The sequence below is a fragment of the Actinoallomurus acanthiterrae genome, from assembly GCF_054775715.1.
In genome coordinates, this window is record NZ_BAAHCO010000001.1 from 4,644,198 (window position 1) to 4,668,289 (window position 24,092).

A 24,092-nucleotide genomic window follows, 5' to 3' on the forward strand; every position below is an offset into this window, starting at 1 on the left:
CTGTGGTTGCGAGGTTTACGGCAGGTTTACGAAAACTTGGCCTTCCGGTCACCTTCGAACCCCGTAACGGGACGAGCCTCGCCGGGCCCACCTGCGAGAGGTCGCGTGCGCAGGGGCGGGTAACGTGCGCAGTGGGAGGCGATCAGCATGGAGAACAGGCTGTACATCGGCGGAGTGTGGGAGACCGCGAAGGCGACCTTCGACGTGACCGACCCGTCCACCGGCGAGGTCTTCGCGTCGGTGGCGGACGCCGACGCGGACGCCGCCGTACGCGCGCTCGACGCCGCGGCGGCCGCTCAGGCGTCCTGGGCCGCGACGGCTCCCCGGGAGCGGTCGGACATCCTCCGCCGGGCGTACGAGCTGATGCACGAGCGCGCCGACGAGCTCGCGCGGATCACGACGCTGGAGATGGGGCGGCCCCTCGCCGAGTCCAAGGGTGAGGTCGTCTACGCGGCGGAGTTCCTGCGGTGGTTCTCCGAGGAGGCGGTGCGCGTCGCCGGCGAGTACCGGATCGCCCCGGGCGGCGACTATCGCATCGTCACCACTCGGCAGCCGATCGGGCCGGCCTACCTCGTCACCCCGTGGAACTTCCCGCTGTCCATGGTCACCCGGAAGGTCGGCGCGGCCATCGCCGCGGGCTGCACGATGATCATCAAGCCGGCGGAGGCGACGCCCCTGTCCGCGCTGGCCCTCGGCCGGCTGCTGACCGACGCCGGCGTGCCCGACGGCGTCCTGAGCGTGCTGCCGACGAACCACGCCCCCGAGGTGACCGACGCGCTCATCTCGGACGGCCGGCTGCGCGTGCTCTCGTTCACCGGCTCGACGCCGGTCGGCCGGAAGCTGATGGAGCAGGCGGCGAGCAAGGTGATCAGGACGACGATGGAGCTGGGCGGCAACGCGCCCTTCCTCGTCTTCGACGACGCCGACCTGGACGCCGCGCTCGACGGCGCGGTGCTGGCCAAGATGCGCAACACCGGCGAGTCGTGCGTGGCCGCCAACCGGTTCATCGTCCATGAGGCGGTGGCCGAGGAGTTCGCGGCCGGGCTCGCCGAGCGGCTCAGCGCGCTACGGCTCGGCCCTGGGCTCGATCCCGACACCCAGGTCGGCCCGCTGGTCGACGAACGGGCGCGGGACCGCGTCGCCGGCCTCGTGTCCGACGCCCTCGAGCGCGGGGCGACCCTCCGTACGGGCGGGAAGGTGCCGGAGGGGGCGGGCTGGTTCTACCCGCCGACCGTGCTGAGCGACGTGCCGGCGGACGCCCGCGTGATGCGGGAGGAGATCTTCGCCCCGGTCGCGCCGATCGCCGCCTTCCCGGACGAAGAGTCCATGATCGCCGCGGCGAACGACACCGAGGCGGGCCTGGTCGCCTACGCCTACACGCGGGACCTGAAGCGGGCGCTGCGGGTCGGGGAGGCCCTGGAGAGCGGCATGGTCGGGATCAACCGTGGGCTCGTGTCCAACCCGGCGGCGCCGTTCGGCGGGGTGAAGGAGTCCGGCATCGGCCGCGAGGGCGGTTTCGAGGGCATCGACGACTACGTCGAGCTGAAGTACCTCGCCGTCGACCTGTGACGAAAAGCCGTACGGCCCCGGAACGCGGTTCCGGGGCCGTACGGGCGGTCGTCACTGCTTGGGCGCCTTGGACACGTACTCGGTCGTGTAGGTCTTGGACAGGTCGATGTCGTTCTTCTTGCCCTTGACGTTCGGCGAGAACTGCGCGAGGACGTTCAGCACGTTCTTCGCGCCGTCGGCGGCCATGACGCCGTCCGGGGTGAACATCCCGATGCTGTCGGTGATCGCCTTCTCGTACAGCTTCGGGTCGCCGCCGGCGTAGTCCGCCGGCATCTTCGCGGCGATCTCCGCCGGCTTGTGCGCCTTGATCCAGCCGAGCGTCTTGACGAACGCGTTGGCCAGCTTCTGCACGGTCGCCGCGTTGTTCTTGACGTAGTCGCAGTTCATGTAGAGGGAGCTGGACGGGTACAGGCCGCCGAGCGCCGCCTTGGTGCCCGCCTCGTTCCGCATGTCGACCAGGACCTTGCCCTGGCCGGTGCTGGTGAGCTTGGCGACGGTCGGGTCGGTCGTCATACCCGCGTCGATGCCGCCGTTCTTCAGCGTGGCGATGAAGGTCTGGCCCGCGCCCGCCTTCACGGTGGTGTACCCGGAGGTCGGCACGCCGTTCTTGGTGGCCAGGTACTGCGTGAGGAAGTCGGTCGAGGAGCCGGGGCTGGTGACGCCGAGCTTCTTGCCCTTGAAGTCCGCCGGGGACTTGATCTGCCCGGCCTTGTTCGCGGCGACGACCTCGACCTCGCCCGGCACGTCGGCGAGCTGGACGACGCTCTCGACGCACTTGCCCTTGGTCTGCAGGTCGATCGAGTGGTCGTAGAAGCCGACGACGCCCTGGACGTCGCCCGAGATCATGACGTTCTCCGCCTGGGCGCCCGCGGGCTCGGTCAGCAGCTGGACGTTCAGGCCCTGCTCCTTGAAGTAGCCGAGCTGCTCGGTGAGCTTGGCGGGCAGGTAGATCACCTTGTCGATGCCGCCGACCATGATCTTGACGGTGCCGTCCTGCTTGCCCCCGCCGCCTCCGGAGGAGGAGGTGCGCGAGTCGCGGCAGGCGGCCAGGGACAGGGCGGTCGTGGCGGCGAGCGCCGCCGCGGCGATACGGGTGGTGGTGCGCATGTGAGCTCTCCTAGGGGTACGTGAAGACGCCGATCCGGGGCGGGCCGGGAAGGCGGGGTGGTTCAGATCTGCGCGTCGTGGCCGGTGGACGGCGGGCGCCAGCGCAGCAGGCGGCGTTCGAGGAGGGTGAGGAGCCACTCGGCGAGCAGTGCGATCACCGTGATGATGATCATTCCGGCGTAGATGCCGGCCGAGTCGAACGTGCCCTGGGCGTGGTTGATGAGCAGGCCGAGGCCCTTGTCCGCGCCGCTGTACTCGCCGACGATCGCGCCGATGATGGCGAACCCGAACGCCGAGTGGAGCGAGGCGAGGATCCAGGAGGTGGCGCTGGGCACGACGATCGTCCGCAGGACGGCGGTACGGCTCGCGCCCAGGATCCGCGCGTTGTTCACCAGGTTGCGGTCGACCTCGCGGGCGCCCTGGAAGGCGTTGAAGAAGACCGCGAAGAACACCAGGATGAACGCGGTGGCGACCTTCGAGGACATGCCCAGGCCGAACCAGATGACGAACAGCGACGCCAGGATGATCCGGGGGATGGCGTTGGCGGCCTTGATGAACGGCGCGCACACGTCGGACAGGAACCGGCTGCGGCCCAGGATGATGCCGAGGATCACGCCGCCGACGCTGCCGAGCGCGAACCCGATCACGGCCTCTTCCAGGGTGTAGGCGATCTGCGTCCAGATCGAGCCCTGCGAGGTGCCGGTGGTGAACCAGTCGACGAGGCGGTTCCAGATCGCGCTCGGCTTCGAGTAGTAGAAGGGGTCGATCCAGTACGTCGCGGCCAGCTCCCACGAGCCGAGAACGGCGACGACGAGCAGGATCCGCACGGCGTTGACGGTGTAGGACCGGCGGCGGCCCGCGGCACGGGCCTGAGCGACGGCCGTCGCCTGGTCGTCCAGCTCAAGCAGCATTGCCGGTACCCCTCTCGCGGGTGATCTGGACCTCTTCGCGGAGCGACTCCCACACCTCGCGGTAGATCTCGAGGAACTCGGGGGTGAGCCGGATCTCCTCGGCGTCGCGCGGGCGCTTCAGCGGCACCTCGAAAGAGGCCTTGACGGTGGCGGGGCTCGCGGTCATGACGGCGACCCGGTCCGCGAGCACGATCGCCTCTTCCAGGTCGTGCGTGACGAACACGACGGCGGCGCCGCCGCCCTGCCCGGTGGCCTCGTCACCGGTCCACAGGCGCAGCAGCTCGTCCTGCATCAGGCCGCGGGTCTGCACGTCGAGCGCGGAGAACGGCTCGTCCATCAGCAGGATCGAGGGCTCGTTGACGAGCGTCTGGGCGAGGGCGACGCGCTTGCGCATGCCGCCGGACAGCTGGTGCGGGTAGTAGGACTCGAACCCGCCCAGGCCGACCCGGCGCACCCAGTCGCGGGCCTGCTCCCGGGCGCTCTGCTTGCCGGCGCCGCGGTACCGGGGGCCGGTGGCGACGTTGTCGAGCACGGTGCGCCAGGGCAGCACGGCGTCGTTCTGGAACATGTACCCGACCCCGTCGGGGATGCCGGCGACGGGGCTGCCGTGCACCAGGACCTCGCCCGCCGAGGGGGGCTCGAGACCGGAGACGAGGGACAGGGTGGTGGACTTGCCGCATCCGGTGGGGCCGACCACGGCGACGAACTCACCGGCGCGTACGGTCAGGTCGAGGTTGCGGACGGCGGTGTGCACGCCACCCGACGATGAGCGGAAACGCTTGGTCGCGTCGCGGAGCTCGATCGCGGGGCCGTCAGGCTCTGCTTGCGTTGGCATGCACGGAGGTTACGAGTGCGTTTCCGCGCCGTTAAGCCTTGCCCGCGATGTAATCGCAAGCCGTGTTTCCGGAGCTTATCGGCCTTAGCGGCGTTCTGCGCGTTCTGCTCACGCGGGAGCGAGGCACCGGAGCGGTTTCGGCTACCGTGCACGTCATGTCGCCCCGGATCCGGATCCGCTTCGCGCACCAGGTGCTGATTTTGCAGATCAGCGTGGTCGTGCTCGTCGCGCTGGTCGGGTACGGACTGGCCGCGTGGATGCAGCGGGACGAGCTGCGCAACCAGTACGCCTCGCGGGCGCTCACGCTCGCGCGGTCGGTGGCCGCCGATCCGGTGATCGGCGACACCGCCGCGACCGGAAGCGACCCGAACGGCGTCGTCGAGGATCGGGCCGAACGCGTGCGGCTCGCCACCGGCGCGCTGTTCGTCGTGGTGACCGACCGGAACGGCATCCGCCTCGCCCACCCCACCCGCTCGCAGATCGGCAAACGGGTCAGCACGGACCCCTCGGCCGCGCTGTCCGGCCGGGAGGTGAAGGTCATCGAGCGCGGCACTCTCGGGTTGTCCGCCCGCGGGAAGGTCCCGCTGCGCGACCACACCGGAGCCCTGGTCGGTGAGGTCAGCGTCGGGTTCGACGCGGACGAGATCGACCGGCGGGTGCACCGCACGATGGAGGTCGCCGCCCTGGTCGCCGCGGCCGCCGTCGCGCTCGGCGTGGTCGCGTCGGTCGCGATCGGGCGGCGGCTCAAACGCCAGACGCTCGGCCTCGAACCGTACGAGCTGGCCGAGATGGTCCAGGAGCGCGCGGCGGTGCTGCACGGCATCAACGAGGGCGTGCTCGCGGTCGACGCCGCGAACCGGGTGACGGCCTGCAACGCCGAGGCGGCCCGCCTGCTCGGCGTCACCCCCGACCGCGGCGAACCCGTCGCCGAACTGCCCGTACGCGGACGGCTCAGGTCGGTGCTCGACGGCGAGGAGGACGCCCGCAACCTCTTCGTCCTCGCCGGTGAGCGCGTCCTCGTCGTCAACCGGCGGGAGGTCCGGCACGACGGGCGCCTGCTCGGCACGGTGCTCACGCTGCGGGACCGTACGGACGTCGAGTCCCTGGCCCGGGAGCTCGACGCGGTGCGCGCCCTGTTCGACGCGCTGCGCGCGCAACGGCACGAGTACGCCAACCGCATGCACACCCTGTCCGGCCTGCTCCAACTCGGCCACTACGAGGAGGCGGCCGGCTGACATCCGGACGCTCGCCGAGGTTCCGGACACGCGGGAGGCGCCTCCGGACTCCGTCCCCGATCCGTACCTCCAGGCGTTCCTCGCCGCCAAGGCGGCCGTCGCGGCCGAGAAGGGCGTCTCCCTGGAGATCGCCGAGACGAGCTGGGTGCCGGGGCGGGTCGTCGACCCGCTCGACGTGACCACCGTCCTCGGCAATCTGGTCGAGAACGCCATCGAGGCGGCACGGCTCGGCGACCGCCCGGGGCGAGTGGAGGTCGAGCTGCTCGGCGACGGGCCCGACCTGCACGTCACCGTCACGGACTCGGGGGAGGGCGTGCCCAAGGAGCTCAGAGAGGCCGTCTTCCGCGACGGTGTGTCCACCCGCGAGCCCGAGCCCGGCCGGCCGCGCGGCATGGGCCTGGCCCTCGCCCGCCAGGCCGCGCGGGGGCGCGGGGGCGACGTCACCATCGCCGACCCCGGCCCCGACGGCGCCGGCGCCGTGTTCGTCGCGAGCCTCCCGGAGGTGCTGCAGTGATCGATGTGCTGGTGGTCGACGACGACTTCCGGGTGGCGCAGATCCACGCCGGATTCGTCGAGCTGGTCCCTGGGTTCCGCGTGGCCGGGCGGGCGCGCACCGCCGCCGAGGCCCGGGCCGGCGCGGCAGGGGTCGACCTGGTGCTGCTCGACGTCTACCTGCCGGACGAGTCCGGGCTCGCGCTGCTGCCCGAACTGGACGCCGACGTCATCATGGCCACCGCCGCGACCGACCCCGAGTCGGTCCGCACCGCGTTCTCCCGGGGAGCGCTGCACTACCTGATCAAGCCGTTCACCGCCCAGGAGCTGCGCCACCGGCTGCAGGCCTACGCCCGCTATCGCGAACACCTCACGACGACCGAGGAGCTCACCCAGACCGACGTGGACCGCGCGATCCGCGCCCTGCACGCCGTACCGCGCGCCGAGCCGCGGCCCGCCAAGGGACAGTCGTCGGTCACCGCCCGGCTGGTCGCCGACGCCCTGCAACGGGCCGGGGAGCCGAGGTCGGCCGCCGAGATCTCCGACGAGGTCGGCATCTCCCGGGCGACCGCCCAGCGGTACCTCGCCTCGCTCGCCCAGGCGGGACGGGTGCACGTCACCCTGCGGTACGGCACCACGGGCCGCCCCGAGCACCAGTACGACTGGCGCACCCGCTGACCGCGCGCCTAGCTCGATGGTACGAACACCACGTCGACCCAGTAGTTGGTGAGCTGGTAGGTCCCCGTGGGGAACGCGTTCGTGGCACCGTAGGCGTACACGCCGTTCCCGCCAGAATCGGCGCTGGCCGGCGCGGTCAAAGGACCGTTGGTGTACGCACTGGTGAAATACGGCCGCGTCACAGAATAAAAACCCGAGGATGTGAAATAAGAAGCGATATACGTAGTGTTCGCCGTCACCGCCACCGGTGCCGTGAAGTTCACTTGCTGCCAGCCCGATGCCGACTCGCCGGTGAAGGTCGCATTCGCCAGCAGCGTCCCGCTCGCACTCCACAAACTTCCCACGTGAGTGCCCGTGTTCAGCGAACCCTTGTAGAACCGGATACCCGTCACGGTCCCACTCGTCGACGCCGTGAACTTGACGCCCAGCGTGACCGCCAATGCGTCGTTGTGAGCCGCGACACTCGGAACATCGGTACTCGTCCACAAACTGGTGGACACGGTTTCGTTGAGGGTGGGTGAGGTGCTGGGGGCCCAGTGGATGGGTTGTTCTCCGTCGAAGGTGGTTCCGCCGAGGTAGACGGCGGTGAGGTTGTGTTGGCCGGCGGTCAGGGTGCTGGTGGTGAGGGTGGCGGGTTGGGTGGTGCTGCGGAAGAAGGCGGTGCCGATGACGGTGTTGCCGTCTTTGAAGGCGACGTTTCCTTGGGGGGTGAGGGTTCCGCTGTTTTGCTGGACGGTCGCGGTGAGGGTGACCGGTTCTCCGGTTCTGGCGGGGTTGTTGTTGGAGGTGAGTGTGGTGGTGGTGGGGCGGTCGTCGGGGAGTTGGATGAGGGTGGGGGGTTGGCTGGTGGCGCCAGTGATGGTGATGGCGTTGTTGAGGGTGAACAGGTGGCCGATGGGGTTGGCTCGGCTGTTGACGTTGATGGCGTTGTTGGCGATGAGGTTGCCGCGGAAGGTGGTGAAGGTGTTGAGGGTGGCGGAGTCGCTGATGGCCCAGTAGAGGTTGTTGGCCTGGGCGCCTCCGGTGAGGGTGATGGTGCTGGACATGGCGGTGGTGAGGGTGGTGGCTTTGAAGACGAAGATGGCGTCGGGGTTGGCTTGGGCGTCCAGGGTGAGGGTTCCGTTGATCTGGAAGTCGCCGGTGGTGGAGTCGTAGACGCCGGGGGTTCTGGTGGTGTTGCCCAGTTCTGCGGGCAAGGTGGCGTTCGGTGTCATCGCGGTGAGGTTGTTGTAGGCGGTGACGACGTCGGCTTTGGCGTTGGCCGCGGTGGAGTCGCCGGCGTGGATGGTTCCGTTGATGGTGCCGGGCGGGAAGCCGGTGACGCTGGAGCCGGGACTCGTCCCGAGGTCTCCGATGACCCGGGTGAGGTTGGTGTTGGTGACGTTTGATCCGGCCAGGACCGCGAACGGTGCTGCATTACCGATACTCACCGACTGTGCTTGAGCACTTCCTGGTGTCATGACGATGGCACCCATCAGAAGCAGGGCTGTCAGCGCGGCGGACAGCCAGGAACGAGCGATGCTTCGTGAGCTACGCGGGCGTTCTGCATCGTTCACGGCCGCGCGCTTCCTCCAGGGGCGTACGCTGCTGCGGTTCGCTGCCGGCTCCGGAGTTCCTGGACGCTGCTGAGCATTCACCCCGCGCTCCGGCGCGGTCGAACCGACCGCGTCATTGGATGCGTTGCGACGGAACATCGACATGTGACACAACTCCTCAAATCCTCGTGCCGGAACTCGCACAGCCACGATCAGGGCGTGAAATATCGCGCGAATGTCAGCACTTGCCTGTGAGCCGTCATGACATGCGACGATGTGTGCGCTTAGAGCGGTAGCAAATGTGCGTCTTATTCGATCAACGAAGACTCCGGTTGATGGGTTTTTAGTGCGGACCTTAGCTCGCCATGTCCATGCGTGTTACTTGCTTGGAGGCCTTAACTCGATATCTTGATCGGAGCGTGTCGGTGGCGGCTCTGCTCGGCGTGTCGAGCCGGAATAAGGGGAATGTCGTGGCATTTGCTGATTTTTGCGCACTGCTTGCATTGAAAGCGCGTGTCTCGTTGGCGGCGCCTCTGGCGGCCCTTCTCGTCACGAACGTGGCCGGCGGAACACAGAGCCACGTCTTCAAGGCGCGTATTGGTGCTGCGGCGCCGTTCGCGGTCCTGGCCGGATCAAGCGTCACCAACACCAACCTCACCCGGGTCATCGGAGACCTCGGGACGAGCCCGGGCTCTACGGTCACCGGCTTCCCGCCCGGCACCATCAACGGAACCATCCACGCCGGCGACTCCACCGCGGCCAACGCCAAAGCCGACGTCGTCACCGCCTACAACAACCTCACCGCGATGACACCGAACGCCACCTTGCCCGCAGAACTGGGCAACACCACCAGAACCCCCGGCGTCTACGACTCCACCACCGGCGACTTCCAGATCAACGGAACCCTCACCCTGGACGCCCAAGCCAACCCCGACGCCATCTTCGTCTTCAAAGCCACCACCCTCACCACCGCCATGTCCAGCACCATCACCCTCACCGGAGGCGCCCAGGCCAACAACCTCTACTGGGCCATCAGCGACTCCGCCACCCTCAACACCTTCACCACCTTCCGCGGCAACCTCATCGCCAACAACGCCATCAACGTCAACAGCCGAGCCAACCCCATCGGCCACCTGTTCACCCTCAACAACGCCATCACCATCACCGGCGCCACCAGCCAACCCCCCACCCTCATCCTCCTTCCCGACGATCGCCCGACGACCACCACGGTCACCTCGAACAACAACCCCGCCAGAACCGGAGAACCGGTCACCTTCACCGCGACCGTCCAGCAAAACAGCGGAACCTTCACCCCTCAAGGGAACGTCGCCTTCAAAGACGGCAACACCGTCATCGGCACCGCCTTCTTCTACAGCACCGCACAACCCGCCGCCTTCACCACCTCCGCCCTCTCCGCGGGCCAACATCGCATCACCGCGGTCTACCTCGGCGGAACCACCTTCGACGGGGAACAACCCATCCACTGGGCCCCAAGCACCTCACCCACAATCAATCAAACCGTATCTACTGGGACTGTCTGAAATGGGCTGAAGTCCGCCGCTACGTGGGCCTGGAATTCCTCGCCGAAGCGCGTCTCCGCGTGATCAGCGGCGACCCGCCGTACGAGAACACCACCCAACAAGCAATCACCGCTTAACCTGCAACAACGGATCACGCGGAGGTCGACGCATACACCACTCCGCTAACGTGACCAAGGACTAATGAATTGAGCAGACCGAAGGTGCGAGACGGTGCGAACAGGCAAGGGCTGTGGCGCGGGCGGCGCCTGAGGCCCTGGATCGCACGCGGGAACAGTCTGGTTGTCCTGATCTGTTTGCTCCAGGGCGTTTCGAGTCCTTCGCATGCGTCCGCACACAAGCCTGCTGAGCACGTCCCTCAGGTCGCGCGTGGTTCGCAGACACCACCGGCAGCGTCGTCGAAAGACGTACCCGCCCCTATATCGGCCGACATACGCTCAGCCCTTCCCGCATCGTCCTTGAGAAGCCGCCGAATTGCCAAGAGCGGGGTCCGCGCTCGTAGAGCCGGGTGCCCGCCGACGTCAATCATTTGCATCGAGAACAGCCTTCCTGGCAACCCGCCCAGCCAATGGGATATCACCGGAGCGGGTTCCCCCAATATCCAGGGATATGCCACTCAAATTAGTGTCGCCCACGGGGAGACCATACAATTCAAGGTGCTGACTCCCGCGACCGCCTATCACCTGGACATCTATCGCATGGGCTACTACAGCGGCCTGGGAGCGCGCCTGATCGCTACGGTTCAGCCGTCCGCCGCCCTGCCGCAGACGCAGCCGGCTTGTCTGACCGACAGCACGACCGGCCTGATCGACTGTGGCAACTGGGCGGTATCGGCCTCATGGGATGTGCCGGCGAGCGCGGTCTCCGGCGTCTACATCGCGAAACTGGTGCGTGATGACGTGGCCGGTGAGGCCAGCCAGATGATCTTCGTCGTCAGGGACGACACACGTCACTCGGATCTTCTGGTGCAGACATCTGACGCCACGTGGCAGGCGTACAACTCCTACGGCGGCAACAGCCTCTATACAGGTGCCCCGGCGGGGCGGGCGTTCAAGGTGAGCTACAACCGTCCGTTCAACACTCGGGAGAGCTCTGTTTACAGCTGGTTCTTCGATTCCGAATATCCAATGGTCAGATGGCTCGAGGCGAACGCATACGACGTGAGCTACACCACCGACGTGGACACCGCCATGCGGCCGGCGCAGATTCTCGGGCACAAGGTCTTCATGTCCTCCGGCCATGACGAATACTGGTCCAACGAGATGCGGACCAACGTGCAGAACGCTCGCGACAATGGCGTGAACCTCACCTTCTTCTCCGGAAACGAGATATTCTGGAAGACCAGGTGGGAGAACAGCATCGCGGACGGCACCTCGTTCAGGACGCTCGTCTGCTACAAGGAGACGCTTGCGAACGGCACGAGGCTCGATCCGACTTCGACGTGGACGGGGACGTGGCGAGATCCGCGTTACTCCCCGCCGGCGGACGGAGGGCGACCGGAGAACGCGCTGACAGGCACGCTGTACATGGTCAACCAGGTCGTCAACGATTCGATACGGGTCCCCGCTGCGTTCAGCGACATGCGGTTGTGGCGCAACACGTCGATCGCCAGTCTTTCTCCCGGCCAGACGGCGACCTTTCCCGCAGGAACGCTGGGGTATGAGTTCGACGAGGCGCCCGACGACGCAACCGCACCGCCCGGACTGGTCAGGTTCTCGAGCACGACCGTGACCACGGCCACCCAATACCTGCTCGACTACGGGAGCCAGTACGGCGCTGGGACCGCCACACACAGCCTGGTGCTCTACCGGGCTCCGAGCGGAGCGCTCGTCTTCGGAGCGGGGACCACCCAGTGGGCGTGGGGGCTCGACGCAGTTCACGATCGGGCCGGAACCCCCACGGACATCAATATGCAGCAGGCGACGGTCAATCTCTTCGCTGACATGGGCAGTCAGCCGGCCAGCCTCCAGCCCGGCCTGGTGCCGGCGACCCAGTCGACGGACACGTCTCCACCGACGTCAACGATCACCAATCCGTCGAGCGGTGCCGGTGTGGCCACGGGAAGGGTGGTCACGATTCAGGGAACGGCCAGCGATACCGGGGGCGGCGTCGTCGGGGGTGTGGAAGTTTCGTTCGACGGCACACGATGGTTCAAGGCGACCGGCCGAAGCGCCTGGCAGTACCAATGGACGCCCACCGGCAACGGACCCGTGACGATCAGCGTTCGCGCAGTCGATGATATCGGCAACATCCAGACGAATCCGACCACAGTGAATGTGACCGTAGGCGGGACATGTTGCACGCTTTGGTCGTCGACGACTGTCCCGGACGTGGACGCGAGCAGCGATACCCAGTCCGTAGAAGTAGGGGTGAAGTTCACGGCCACCACCTCTGGCCAAATCACCGGAATAAGGTTCTACAAGGGCGCGGCCAACACGGGGACGCACGTCGGCCATCTATGGAGTTCTACCGGGACGCTACTCGCGGAAGCAACGTTTACCAATGAAACAGCAAGCGGCTGGCAGCAGGTTAATTTCTCCACCCCGGTGACAATTAGTGTGAACACCACGTATGTCGCGTCTTATCATACGCCAGGCCACTATGCCGTGTCGCGGCCGTACTTCACAAATCCATATAATAACTATCCTTTGACCGCGCCGGCGAGCGCTGATTCCGGTGGGAACGGTGTGTACGCCTACGGAGCCACGAGCGCGTTCCCCACAGGGACCTACCAGTCCACCAACTACTGGGTCGACGTGGTGTTCGCGCCAAGGTTCAGCCTGTGGGACGACACGGCTGTTCCCGCCGTCCAGTCGAATCCCGATACTCAGCCGATCACCCTCGGGGTGAAGTTCACGGCGTCCGCGAACGGTTTCATCAGTGGTATCCGGTTCTACAAGGGCTCGTCGAACACGGGGACTCACGTGGGAAGTTTGTGGAGTTCGAGCGGGACGTTGCTGGCGAGTGCGACCTTCACCAACGAAACAGCAAGCGGCTGGCAGCAGGTGAACTTCTCCAGCCCGGTGGGGGTGACGGCGAATACTACGTATGTCGCATCTTATTTCACGCCGTCGGGTTTTTATTCTGTGACGCGGCCGTATTTCACCACTGCGTACACCAATGCTCCTTTGACCGCGCCGGCGAGCGCTGATTCCGGTGGGAACGGCGTGTACGCCTACGGCGCCACGAACACATTCCCCACAGGGACCTACCAGTCCACCAACTACTGGGTCGACGTGGTGTTCACGCCAACGTCCAGCTTGTGGGACGACACGGCTGTTCCCGCCGTCCAGTCGAATCCCGATACTCAGCCGGTTACCCTCGGGGTGAAGTTCACGGCGTCCGTGAACGGTTTCATCAGTGGTATCCGGTTCTACAAGGGCTCGTTGAACACGGGGACTCACGTGGGAAGTTTGTGGAGTTCGAGCGGGACGTTGCTGGCGAGTGCGACCTTCACCAACGAAACAGCAAGCGGCTGGCAGCAGGTGAACTTCTCCACCCCGGTGCCGGTGACGGCGAATACTACGTATATCGCGTCTTATTTCACGTCTTCGGGTTATTATTCTGTGACGCGGCCGTATTTCACCAGTGCGTACGTCAACGCTCCTTTGACCGCGCCGGCGAGCGCTGATTCCGGTGGGAACGGCGTGTACGCCTACGGCGCCACGAACACATTCCCCACAGGGACCTACCAGACCACCAACTACTGGGTCGACGTGCTGTTCGTAGCATCGAGCTAACGTTTAGTCAGTCCGGGATCAAGGTCTTGGGTTCCTGGCGATCCGTGATGAGCGAGGCGACGAGTTCGGCCATCGTCATCGCCCTCACCTTTGGCGCGACGAGCACGAGCACGGGAACCCGCGCCGGCGGCGCGGCGGGAGCGGCCGTCACGTAACCGTGGTACCGGAACGTGTGCAGCACGTCGGGCCGGGTGCGGCGCAACCGGCCGACGAAGCCGCACGAGCGCCGCCGCGTTGGCCGCAGGCATCAGCCGGCCTGCCGAGCGGGCCGGAAACCGAGGTGAACGACCGGCACGCCCGCGGCCCGGAGGGCATCCTCATGCGGACCGCCCTCGAACATCACCATTGCCGGCCGATGGGCCGCGTCGGCGATTTTATGAACACTTCTGCCCGCCATCGCGCGATGGTACGAGCTGGTTTCCAGCTGCGGGTTGGTGCCCGCCTGTTGCCTAGTCGCCTGTGTCGCCCCTCATAGGGCGTCGGTCGGCTCAAAAAGCTTTGTCAGGTACAATACATTAATTGACGCGAGCGCGCGTCGATCGCTCGGCATGGATTCATAGAATTGAGTATCAGAGGGATTTGTCGGAGAGCTCTGTCTTTTGTCTTAATTAAGGGATCTTTTGTCGATCGCGCGAATTCGGAGGCATCCATGAGTTGGCACGATGTTGCCTTGGCGCCAGGCGTGGTAGCTGCGCCGTCTCCGTGCGAATCGTCCCGGTTCGGCATCAAGGTCGACCGTGTCTCCGTCTCCGCGACCTCGGCGGCCACGCTTGACGACGTGCTGGACGCGCTCCATGCCTCAACGGCGGACGTCGTGATCCTGCGTTATCCGGCCGACCGAATGAGGTGGTTCGCGGCCCTGACCGAACTCGATCGGACCGCCATCATCGCCGACAATCTCGTCGGGTGGAGACTCGTCACGGGCAAGGGACGGCGCCCTCCGCCGCCGCGCGGCCTTGAGATCGTCGATACCGTGACCGCCGCGGCTATGGATGCCATGGTCGCCGACGCCTTCCGTGGTTACAGCAACCACTATCTCGCCAATCCACTCTTCGATTCCGAACTGGCGCTCGCGGGTTACCAGGAATGGGCTCGCAGGGAGATCAGGAGCGGTGTCGTCGCTCTCCGGAACACCGGTTACCACGAAGATGGGCCCACGATGCTCGGTTTCCTTACCTATGGGGATGCGAGCGGCGTCGCCGAGTTCGCGCTCGGCGGCATGGTCTCCGGCGCCCAGGGGGCCGGACTCTACGCCCACCTGCTCGGCGGAATGGAGGGTCGGGCGGAGGCGCGCGGGCTCGGAGGCGTGGTCTGCACGACCCAGAGCAGCAATGTCCGAGTGCAGCGTCGCTGGGCCGACTACGGCTTCGAGCCTGTGCTCAGTGTTTTCACCGTCCACCTTCTCCGTCGCGGATTGCTGGGAACGGGGAAAGAAGAGGACGAATGACTCTGTCCGAAAGCTCGGCTATGCCGACCAATCGCACCTATGTAGCGGCGCCCTGGAGATGAGTGCTCTCCTCTCAGGCCACCTTCCACTACCAGCCGTTGCACGGAACCCCCGCGGGACTCCGGTACGGACGCGTGGCGCCGGGCGGATGCGACGTCACCGGGGACGTCGCGGACCGGCTCGTCCGGCTACCGCTCTTCGCCGCGATGAACGAGGCGGAGTTGGACTGCGTCGTCGAGACCGTCGTCTCGTACTCTAGGTCGCGACGGAATCGCCGTCTGGTCGGTTGCAGTCGTGATCGCAGTGAACAACGCGGTCGCCGGCCCCCGCCACGCTCTCGCTCCTTGGCCGCAAATCGCCCAGGCTTTGCCTCGTGCATGTGCCCTTCGATCTGTTGTCGGGAACTGGACCGCGTCGTGGAGAGCACGCGTCTCGTACTACGGGCCGTGATGGCGCGATGGCGGGTGCTGGCTAGGAGAGGACGTCGGATCGCAGGTCTACCGTCTCCTCAGCGGCCGCCCGGTCGATCTCGCTGCGGATGACGTATGTGGGGCGGCCCATGCCACACGCGTGTACACGGCCCAGATACTCGCCGAGCACCCCGATTCCGAGTATCTGGGCGCTCGAGAAGAGTGCGATCATCGAGGCCACGCTGGTGAATCCCGCGACAGTGATCGCGCCGGTGAGGTAGCTCCACAACACGATGCCGACGAGGAGCAGCCCGAACGCCCCGACTACCAGGCCGAGGCCGCTGACGAATCGCAGTGGTGCCGTACTGTAACCGACGAGCAGGTTGACCGCATGACGCATCAGGCTTGACAGGGTGTAGCCGGACCGTCCGGACATGCGGTGGTCCATGCGCACGTCGACGCATCCGATACGGGTGGTGCCCCAGGACAGGGCCACATCGATCGACGCATGCGGGCCGGTAAGGCCGTCGAAGCCGTCGCGAAGGAACATGCGGAACGCCCGGAAGGCGCTGATGGACCTGGCGTCCGGGACCCCGAGCGGGCCGGACAGCGTCATTTTCACCAGCTGGGACGCGAGACTGCGGGCCAGCCCGTGCTCCTCCTCCCGTGGGCATGCGTAGACGAGATCGATGTCATCCGTGAGCGCGGCGAGCAGGCGCGGTACTTCCTCCGGCAGGTGCTGAAGATCGTCGTCCATCGTCACGATGATGTCGTGACGGGCGGCGCGCACGCCGGCGATCAGGGCGTTGTGCTGGCCGTAGTTGCGTGCCAGCTGAATCGCTCGAACCTCCCGGTGGCTGCGCGCCAGGTCGGCGGCGACGTCCCATGTGTCGTCTGGGCTGCCGTCGACGACCAGAACGATTTCGTGTTCGATGGCCGCGCCTGGAAGGACGGCGGCGAGCCGGGCGACGAGCTCTGGCAGCGTCTGTGCCGACCGGTAGCATGGGACGACGACGGAAACGAACATGAGCACCTCACGGAGCTGGTTAGAGCCGGCTCGATCTCAGTGCAGCATTTCCGGTTCTGGCCGGGATCTACTGTCGCCGGATGGGAATTGATCAATTAATTCCGCGTGCTGACCTCCTCCTTTACTTCCAAAGCTTAAATGGCGGATATCTGGCACTGGCTACACAAAGAGGTAAGGTGACCGGTTTGTTCGCAAGCCAGGTTTGAATATCCGGTCTACCGCACGGTCGTTCTTCCAGGCGACCGAATCGTGGCCGACGGGATTGATCCGGTTTTGTGTCGCCCGCTGGCAGCTCTCCTTATTTCGGTGGCATGCCTAATACTTCTGGTCGAAGTTCTCGCTGTCCCGGTGTTAGTGGCGCAGATAATCACCATTATCTGGACGCCGCCGCCCGCGCCTATGTAACACTGATCGATATCTGCGGCGACATGCTCCAGGTCGCCCGCGACCGGGAGCTTCGCTCATCGTGACCGGCCGGACGAACACTTCCGGGGACGTCCCATCAACCGCCTCCGAGATCGCACTCGAAAGCAGCCTGGCCCGCGTCCGGCTAAAGATCAATTACACGAACAACGATCTTGGACGCGGCACAACTAGGGCCACGCGGTGGTCAGAGGCGTTCGACGTTGTCCGAGATCGGCAGCACACCGCGGGTGTCCAACAGCAGGCGGGCCTTGGCCGTGATCAGGTCCAGGTCGAAGGCCCGGTGCGGCTGCAGGAGGATGGCGAGGTCGGTGCCCTCCAGCGCGGTGTCCAAGTCCGCGCAGCGCGTCACCTCCACCCCGTCGACCGACCACTCGTCCACGAGCGGGTCGACGTAACGGATTCTCGCTCCGGAGGCGTGCAGCCGGCGGGCCAGCGGGCGGGCCGCGACTCGCGGTCGTCGGCGATGTCCGGCTTGTAGGTCACGCCGAGCAGCGCGATGCCCGCTTCGCTGACACAGCGTCCGTGCCGGTGCAGCAGCCGCGCGGCGCGCTCGGCGACGTAACCGGGCATCCGGTCGTTGATCTGCTGGGCGAGCTCGGCGAACTGGAACTGGTAGCCGAGCCGCCGCACGCGATGCGACAGGTAGCTCGGGTCGATCGGGATACAGTGCCCCCCGACACCCGGACCGGGCCGGAACGCCTCGTAGCCGAACGGCTTGGTGGCCGCCGCCGCGATGGTCTCCCAGACGTCGATCCCGAGTTCGTCGCAGAACATCGCGATCTCGTTGACCAGGCCGATGTTGACCTGGCGATAGGTGTTCTCCAGTAGCTTGGCCATCTCGGCCTCGCGGGTGCTGCGGACCGGCACGATCTGCTCCACGAACTTGCCGTAGAAGGACACCGCCCGGTCCAGGCAGGCGGGCGTGAGCCCGCCGACGATCTTCGGTGTGTTGCGCAGGCCGAAGACGGGATTGCCCGGGTCGATGCGCTCCGGCGAGTAGGCCAGGTGGAAGTCGGTGCCCGCGGTGAGCCCGCCCTTCTCCAGCAGCGGCTGGACGACCTCCTCCGTCGTGCCCGGCCAGGTGGTCGATTCCAGGACGACGAGAGTGCCCGGCCGCAGTCGCCAGGCGATCATCTCTGCGGCTCCGACCACGGCGCTCAGGTCGGGACGCCGGTCGCGGTCGAGGGGCGTGGGAACGCAGATGAGCACGGTGCCGGCCCCGGCCAGCACCTCGTGATCGGTCGTCGCGTGGAACCCCTGGGCGACCAGCCCCGCGACCTCCTCATCGGAGAGGTCGTCGACATGGGAGACACCCGAGTTCAGGCGGCCGACCAGGCGCTCGTCGACGTCGACCCCGACGACGCGCATCCCGCTCCGCGACACCTCACGGACGATCGGCATCCCGACGTAGCCGAGCCCGATCACGGCGAGGTCCCATTCGACCGCTCGATCGTCCCGTGGCTGGTTCATCGCGCCTCACTGGAGCATTACTTACGGTCAGCGTCTGCATGCTAATCGTGATGGTCTGTGGGGTCGGTGATCGACACGCCTCTCACCCGACCAGCGGATCCGGGTGGCCGCTCCGGCCGTCATCCGGGCCGCGGTGATCTCGGCCGGGAGCATGATGGGACCATGTCAACGCGCGATCTCGTCGTTCTCGGTACCGCCAGCGCCGTGCCCACCCGGGCCCGCAACCACAACGGCTACCTGCTGCGCTGGGATGGTCACGGCATCATGTTCGATCCCGGCGAGGGCACGCAGCGGCAGATGCTGAACGCGGGCGTGAGCGCGCACGACATCCGGTGGATCTGCCTGACGCACTTCCACGGCGACCACTGTCTCGGCGTGCCCGGGGTGATCCAGCGGATCGCCCGCGACGGGGTCGAACATCCCGTACGCGCGGTGTTCCCGGCGAGCGGCGAGGTCTATTGGCGGCGGCTTCGGCACGCGGCGGTGTTCGCCGACACGGACGTCGTCGGCGAACAGCCGATCGCCGGTGACGAGGCGTGGATCGACACCGCGGACGCGCCGTTCGCCCTGACCGCGCGCCGGCTCTCGCACCCTGTCGAATCCTACGGTTACCGCCTCGTGGAGCCGGACGGCTTCACCATGCTGCCCGAGAAGCTCATCGAGTACGGGCTCGGTGGCCCACTGGTCGGGGAGCTGCAACGCGTTGGACGCGTGACCGCTCCGGACGGCCGTACGGTCACGCGGGCCGAATGCAGTGTGCCCCGCCCCGGGCAGAAGGCCGCCTTCGTCATGGACACCCGGCTCTGCGACGCCATCATGCGGCTCGCTGACGGCGTCGACCTTCTGATCATCGAATCCACCTTCCTGGGGGCGGATGCCCGGCTGGCGGCCGAATATGGGCATCTCACCGCCGCGCAGGCAGGCGAGATCGCCGCGGAATGCGGAGTGCGGCGCCTGGTCCTCACTCACTTCTCCGAGCGGTACCCCGCCGAGGATCAGCTGCGGTTCGCCGCCGAGGCGGCGGCCGCGTTCGGCGGCGACATCGTGCTCGCGCGCGACCTCGACCGGGTGCCCGTGCCGCCACGCCGCCGGCTCGAGCCGACATCCGGCCCCGAGACCACCTCGGTCTGACCGCCGAACGCTCTCCACACCACGGGGCCGCTGTGCCGCCACGGCAGGCACAGCGCCCGGCCACCGCGCTGCGCGGGTACGACGCCGGCGGTCAGGGCATCGCGGGGTCCCGTGGGGAGGCCGTCCGGTCGCGGAACCACGCGATCGTCCGCTCGAGCCCGGTATCCAGCGGGACCGCTCCGACGCGGGGAAAGAGACGGCGCAGCCGCGCGTCGGCGGCCTGTGAGTCGCGTACGTCTCCGGTGCGTGGCGGGACGTGCACCAGTTCCACCGGCCGGCCCAGCAGGGCGGACAGCCGCTCCGTGAGTTCGAGGATCGACACCCGGGTACCGAACGCGAGGTTCACCGGCCGTGCGCTGGTCACCCGGCGAAGCACCGCGTCGGCGAGCATCGCCACGACCGTGCCGACGTACGTGAAGTCGCGCGTCTGCAGGCCGTCCCCGTGGACGACCAGCGGTTCGCCCCGTAATGCGGCGTCGATGAACCTCGGTATCACGGCCGAGTAGGCATGCCCGGCCGACTGCAGAGGGCCGTAGACGTTGAAGAAACGCAGAGGCAGGACGGGCAGCCCGAAGCTGGCACCGTACGCCAGGACGTATGCCTCGGCGGCGAGCTTGCTCGCACCGTAGGGGTTGAGCGGACGCGTGGGCAGATCCTCGTGCTTCGGCAGATCCGGCGTCGCCCCGTAGACCGAGGACGAGGAGGCGGCGACCACGTGCACCGAGTTGCGGCGGCACGCCTCCAGGAGGAGCAGCGTGCCGGTGGCGTTGGCGTGGTGGCTCGCCACCGGCGCCGCCAGCGAACGCGGGATCGACGGGCGGGCGGCGAGGTGCACGACCGCGTCCGCGTCGGCCACGACATCGGCCAGCAGCCCTTGGTCCAGGATGCTGCCCTTGATGAGCTCCGCCCCGGAGCCCTCGAGGTTCTCGATCCGGCCGGTGCTGAGGTCGTCGAGGGCGATGACCTCGTCGACGCCCGGCCGCGCCGTGAGCTCCCGGCACAGATTGCCCCCGATGAAGCCGGCACCGCCGGTGACCACGACCCTCACCGGACCACCTCTTCCGCGTGGGCGGGCCACCAGCCCCGCGCCTCGGCGATCGACGCGTAGATCTCCCCGATGTCGGACACCAGCCTTTGCGGGCCGAATCGTCGCGTCGTCCACGCGCGCGCCTCGTCCCCCATCTTGCGGCGCAGCGGTTCGTCCCGGAGCAGCCGCACGATGTGACAGGTGAGCTCGTGTGTGTCGCAGCGCGCGAGCAGCCCGGTCTCCTCGTGCCGTACCACTTCGGCGACACTTCCCACGTGGGTCGCGACGCAGGGCAACCCCGCCAGCCCGGCCTCGATGAGCGAGACCGGCATGCCCTCGTTGTCGGACGTGAGGATCACCAGGTCGGCGGCGGCGTAGACCGTCTCGACATCGGCACGCCAGCCCAGCAGCGTGAACCTGCCCCGGGAGGTCTTGGCGGCGGCCTCGACCTCCGGCATGGCGTCACCGCCCCCGCAGACGATGAACCGGGCCTCGGGCTGTAGGCGGCGCACCTGGCGGGCCACGCCCACCAGCCGGTCCGGCCGCTTGATCCGCGTCAGTCGGCCCACGTACGCGACGACCGGGCCGTCGCCGCGGATTCCCAGCGCCATCCGGGCCGCGGCGCGGCTGGGAAGCGGGCCGAGTGCGGCGCCCGGCGGCACCACGACATACTGCTCCGGGCGGCCGACCCCGGCGGCGAGCAGCTCGTCGCGGACCCGAGCGCCGACGGCGACGAGCCGGTCCGTCATCGCGGCCGAGGCCCGCTCGGCGGACACCACCAGTCGTGTCTTGGCGGGGGAGAAGTAGCCGTGCAGCAGGTGCCCGTGGTGCGTGTGCACGCGCGCGGGCACGCGGGTCAGCACGGCGGCGGCCCGGCCCAGCAGACCGGCCTTGGCGGTATGGGTGTGGACGATGTGCGGCCGGAACCGGCGCATCTCGGTGACGAGCGCCGCGATGGCGCGGGCGTCGTCTCCCGGCCGGATCGAACGCCCGAGTGCGGGATTCCGGAACGGAGTGACGTCGGGGGCGCGAAGGTCCAGGTAGTCGGCCTCGCCCGGTTCGACCGCCCCCGTGTAGAGACGCTGATCGAAGAGCCCGGTGTCAAGACCCCGCATGAGCTCCACCGCCTGAAGCGCCGGACCACCGACGTTCATCCGGGTGATGACCCGCATCACTCTGATCCGATTGTCAGCCACCATGCGCCCCCCACACCGCGAATCGATCACGGAGAGTACCTAGCCGCAACTCACCGTGTGCACAATCTGGCGTTGCTAAAGAAAAGGAAATGGGAATCACGACCATCGGAGGACTGTCGATGCCGGGATCGCGGCCGGCGTTCCATCACGGTCATGGCGGTCCGGACAGGATGCGCCGGAGTGGCAGGTCGAGTGCCACCTGGATCGTCGTCGCGCAGGCACGGTAATCCTCGGCCGGGCCCTGATACGGATCGGCGATGTCCTCGTCCGGCGGACCCGGCGGAGACATGCCCCGCATGCGTGCCGCCTCCCGGACGAGCGACCGCGCGCGGGCCGCGATGTCCTCGCCGGCGAGCCGATCCGGGCTGATCCGGCGGATGAGCCGGGCGAACTCCAGGATCGTGAACATTCTGGCGTGCGCCGAGGGGTGGAGGGCCGCGACGGCCGCGCGGTGCCCGCGCTCCGCGGTGAGGACGAGATCGGCCGAGGACAGCAGCGGCACGGTGACGGTTCGCGCGGAGAAGCCGGCCGTCTCGCCGCCGAGGGAGCGGAGCACGGCGGCGGCGTCCGGATCCATGTCGGCTCCATCGTGCCCATGGGTCCCGGCGCTGCTCACGAGGATGTCCCCGGACCGCGCCGCGGCCCCGAGCCTGAGCCGAGCGAGCTCCGCGGCCATGGGAGACCGGCAGATGTTGGCCGTGCAGACGAACAGGACGTGGAATCGCTCGGGCCTCATGTGGCGTCCTCGGCGATCACGGCAGCCGGAGTTCCGCGAACACGGCGCGGTGGTCGCTGCCGGGCAGGCCGTACACCGTCACTCGCCGCACCCCGCACCGCGCGTCGGCGAGCACGTGATCGAGGGTGATCGGCGGCACCCACCACTGCCGGAAGGTCGGGATCAACCCTTTTCCGGTCTCGTTCGCGGCGTCGACGTACCCCTCGCCGATCAGCCGCCGCAGGGACGTGTGGTCGAGCGTGGCGTTGAAATCACCGGCCAGGATCCGTACGGGGCCCTGATGCTGTCCCGTGGGGAGGATGACGAAGGCGCGATTCCACTGCCCGAGTCCGGTCGGGTTCGTCGGGTGCGCGAGGTGCACTGCCATCACCTCCACGCGATGTCCTCCGGGAACGTCCAGCTCCGCATGGGGTATCGCGAGGCCGACGAGGTGTACCTGGAACATCGGGCGCGGGTGGAGCGGCCAGCGTGCGTACAGGGCCGATCCCAGCGCGCTCCCGAGCGGTGTGGTGATCTTGTAGGGCAGAAGGTGTCCCAGCCCCGCCCGGACGAAGGCGGCGCCGGCCTGCGGCGTGAACTCCTGCATGCTCAGTAGGTCTGCGTGCGTGCGGCGCACGAGACCGACGAGGGCGTGGGGGTTCGCCTGACCGAGACGGAGATTGGCCGTGAGAATCCGCAGCACCGGGCCTCCGGCCACGGGCGCGGCATTACCGACGGCGCGGGGAAGCACGGCGGCGGCGAACGCCGCCGACACCGCCAGGGCGACACCGAAGGCCTTCCAGCGACGGAACGCCAGAGTGAGGACGACGAGGACGACCGAGACGACGGCGGCATACGGCGTGAAGGTCAGGATCGGGACGAGCAGTCCGGCCAGAAGCGGCACCCTGTCGACGCCGACGAGACGGGCGACCGCCCAGCCCGCACAGATGACGAGGACCCATGTCATCGGCCGGTGGAGAATGTCGCGCGCACGCGAGCGCACCGTCGTATCGCGCGAGTCCGCAGTCATCGTGTTCATGGGAGACCCCGTCTCTCCTGGGTCGATCGGAAACGGTCGATGTGACGCTCCGCAATGATCCATTGCTCAGAGTAACATCGATCCCTTGCTTCGACTGAGTGGCCTCGGTGGGTCGCCATGAACATGAGCGGCCGGCGTCAGCCCGCGCGGCCGCTCACGCTTGCCTTTCGAAGGTAACCACGACCTGTGACCGGTCCAACGGCCACGAGATCGTCCGGGAATGCCCTCGCTAGCCGCGGAAGTCCATCACGTTCCAGTGCGTACCCGCGTTCTGGTTGCACATCTGAGCCACGTAGCGAGGTGTGAAGCCGTACTGGTTCGCGTACGCGTTGATGCCGTCAACGGACTGGCAGATGCTCGCGGCCTGAAGCCGGCCGCCGGTCTCGGCGGCCGCGTCGGTCGACGAGGTGAGCGTAGCGGTCGCCGTGAGCGCGAGTCCCACGGCTATGCCTTGTATCTTTGTGACATTCATGATGAAAGTCCCCCCGAAATGTACATGACCTAGATCATGCTAGCCAGAGAATGATCACAATTTGGATGGCTGACCGGTCAAAGAGTTTCCGC

At 67.3% G+C, this 24,092-nt stretch carries 19 protein-coding genes and 1 pseudogene; 8 read left to right on the plus strand and 12 right to left on the minus strand.

Features of this window, described 5'->3' with window-relative positions; all coding sequences use genetic code 11:
* The first annotated feature begins 147 nt into the window (after positions 1-147).
* A complete protein-coding gene (locus ACYVF7_RS22360; protein WP_460343839.1) occupies positions 148-1,569 on the plus strand; it encodes an NAD-dependent succinate-semialdehyde dehydrogenase in 1,422 nt (473 codons plus the stop codon).
* Positions 1,570-1,620: 51 nt separating this feature from the next.
* Here ACYVF7_RS22360 and ACYVF7_RS22365 read toward each other — a convergent pair whose 3' ends face one another.
* From ACYVF7_RS22365 to ACYVF7_RS22375, 3 genes are all read right to left on the minus strand, one after another.
* A complete protein-coding gene (locus ACYVF7_RS22365) occupies positions 1,621-2,676 on the minus strand; it encodes an ABC transporter substrate-binding protein (protein ID WP_460343842.1) in 1,056 nt (351 codons plus the stop codon).
* A gap of 62 nt (positions 2,677-2,738) precedes the next feature.
* Positions 2,739-3,587 (minus strand): ABC transporter permease, encoded by an 849-nt coding sequence (locus tag ACYVF7_RS22370; RefSeq protein WP_460343845.1) that lies wholly within the window; start codon positions 3,585-3,587, stop codon positions 2,739-2,741.
* A complete protein-coding gene (locus ACYVF7_RS22375; protein WP_460343848.1) occupies positions 3,577-4,422 on the minus strand; it encodes an ABC transporter ATP-binding protein in 846 nt (281 codons plus the stop codon). The genes ACYVF7_RS22370 and ACYVF7_RS22375 overlap by 11 nt, the downstream gene beginning before the upstream one ends.
* Positions 4,423-4,577: 155 nt before the next feature.
* Here ACYVF7_RS22375 and ACYVF7_RS22380 point away from each other — a divergent pair, with 155 nt between their 5' ends.
* Genes ACYVF7_RS22380 through ACYVF7_RS22390 form a run of 3 tightly spaced genes read left to right on the plus strand, consistent with a single transcriptional unit; the run spans position 4,578 to position 6,827 of the window.
* Positions 4,578-5,657 carry a Spo0B domain-containing protein gene (locus tag ACYVF7_RS22380; RefSeq protein ID WP_460343851.1) on the plus strand — a complete coding sequence of 360 codons (1,080 nt, stop codon included), beginning with the start codon at positions 4,578-4,580 and terminating at the stop codon, positions 5,655-5,657.
* Position 5,658: 1 nt separating this feature from the next.
* Entirely contained in the window at positions 5,659-6,171 is a 513-nt protein-coding gene (locus tag ACYVF7_RS22385; protein WP_460358052.1) for a sensor histidine kinase, read from the plus strand.
* Positions 6,168-6,827 carry a response regulator gene (locus ACYVF7_RS22390; protein ID WP_460343854.1) on the plus strand — a complete coding sequence of 220 codons (660 nt, stop codon included), beginning with the start codon at positions 6,168-6,170 and terminating at the stop codon, positions 6,825-6,827. Before ACYVF7_RS22385 ends, ACYVF7_RS22390 begins: the two co-directional genes overlap by 4 nt.
* Positions 6,828-6,835: 8 nt before the next feature.
* On the opposite strand, the gene ACYVF7_RS22395 is transcribed toward ACYVF7_RS22390, so the two are convergent.
* Entirely contained in the window at positions 6,836-8,527 is a 1,692-nt protein-coding gene (locus ACYVF7_RS22395; RefSeq protein ID WP_460343857.1) for a DUF4082 domain-containing protein, read from the minus strand.
* A gap of 260 nt (positions 8,528-8,787) precedes the next feature.
* Between ACYVF7_RS22395 and ACYVF7_RS22400 the strand changes: the two genes are divergently transcribed.
* Both ACYVF7_RS22400 and ACYVF7_RS22405 read left to right on the plus strand, forming a co-directional pair.
* A complete protein-coding gene (locus tag ACYVF7_RS22400) occupies positions 8,788-9,903 on the plus strand; it encodes an ice-binding family protein (protein ID WP_460343860.1) in 1,116 nt (371 codons plus the stop codon).
* 653 nt (positions 9,904-10,556) lie between these two features.
* Positions 10,557-13,640: a DUF4082 domain-containing protein gene (locus ACYVF7_RS22405; protein WP_460343863.1), complete on the plus strand. Its 3,084-nt coding sequence runs from the start codon at positions 10,557-10,559 to the stop codon at positions 13,638-13,640.
* A gap of 7 nt (positions 13,641-13,647) precedes the next feature.
* Here the strand turns inward: ACYVF7_RS22405 and ACYVF7_RS22410 are convergent, their stop codons facing one another.
* Positions 13,648-13,842 carry a hypothetical protein gene (locus tag ACYVF7_RS22410; RefSeq protein WP_460343866.1) on the minus strand — a complete coding sequence of 65 codons (195 nt, stop codon included), beginning with the start codon at positions 13,840-13,842 and terminating at the stop codon, positions 13,648-13,650.
* Between the two features lie 447 nt (positions 13,843-14,289).
* Here ACYVF7_RS22410 and ACYVF7_RS22415 point away from each other — a divergent pair, with 447 nt between their 5' ends.
* Positions 14,290-15,087 carry a hypothetical protein gene (locus ACYVF7_RS22415; RefSeq protein ID WP_460343869.1) on the plus strand — a complete coding sequence of 266 codons (798 nt, stop codon included), beginning with the start codon at positions 14,290-14,292 and terminating at the stop codon, positions 15,085-15,087.
* A gap of 471 nt (positions 15,088-15,558) precedes the next feature.
* Here the strand turns inward: ACYVF7_RS22415 and ACYVF7_RS22420 are convergent, their stop codons facing one another.
* Positions 15,559-16,524 (minus strand): glycosyltransferase family 2 protein, encoded by a 966-nt coding sequence (locus ACYVF7_RS22420; RefSeq protein WP_360903947.1) that lies wholly within the window; start codon positions 16,522-16,524, stop codon positions 15,559-15,561.
* 610 nt (positions 16,525-17,134) lie between these two features.
* Positions 17,135-18,420, minus strand: a pseudogene (locus ACYVF7_RS22425) (nucleotide sugar dehydrogenase).
* Positions 18,421-18,582: 162 nt separating this feature from the next.
* Between ACYVF7_RS22425 and ACYVF7_RS22430 the strand changes: the two are divergent.
* Positions 18,583-19,551 (plus strand): ribonuclease Z, encoded by a 969-nt coding sequence (locus tag ACYVF7_RS22430; protein WP_460343873.1) that lies wholly within the window; start codon positions 18,583-18,585, stop codon positions 19,549-19,551.
* A gap of 91 nt (positions 19,552-19,642) precedes the next feature.
* Here the strand turns inward: ACYVF7_RS22430 and ACYVF7_RS22435 are convergent, their stop codons facing one another.
* The 5 genes from ACYVF7_RS22435 to ACYVF7_RS22455 all read right to left on the minus strand — a co-directional run bounded on the left by ACYVF7_RS22435 (position 19,643) and on the right by ACYVF7_RS22455 (position 23,970).
* Entirely contained in the window at positions 19,643-20,599 is a 957-nt protein-coding gene (locus ACYVF7_RS22435) for an NAD-dependent epimerase/dehydratase family protein (protein WP_460343876.1), read from the minus strand.
* Positions 20,596-21,750, minus strand: coding sequence for a glycosyltransferase (locus ACYVF7_RS22440; RefSeq protein WP_460343879.1), 1,155 nt, complete (start codon positions 21,748-21,750; stop codon positions 20,596-20,598). Before ACYVF7_RS22440 ends, ACYVF7_RS22435 begins: the two co-directional genes overlap by 4 nt.
* Before the next feature lie 175 nt (positions 21,751-21,925).
* A complete protein-coding gene (locus ACYVF7_RS22445) occupies positions 21,926-22,510 on the minus strand; it encodes an arsenate reductase/protein-tyrosine-phosphatase family protein (protein ID WP_460343882.1) in 585 nt (194 codons plus the stop codon).
* Positions 22,511-22,526: 16 nt separating this feature from the next.
* Positions 22,527-23,456, minus strand: coding sequence for an endonuclease/exonuclease/phosphatase family protein (locus ACYVF7_RS22450; protein ID WP_460343885.1), 930 nt, complete (start codon positions 23,454-23,456; stop codon positions 22,527-22,529).
* A 301-nt stretch (positions 23,457-23,757) separates the two neighbouring features.
* Positions 23,758-23,970 carry a hypothetical protein gene (locus tag ACYVF7_RS22455; protein ID WP_360903926.1) on the minus strand — a complete coding sequence of 71 codons (213 nt, stop codon included), beginning with the start codon at positions 23,968-23,970 and terminating at the stop codon, positions 23,758-23,760.
* Positions 23,971-24,092: the final 122 nt, after the last annotated feature.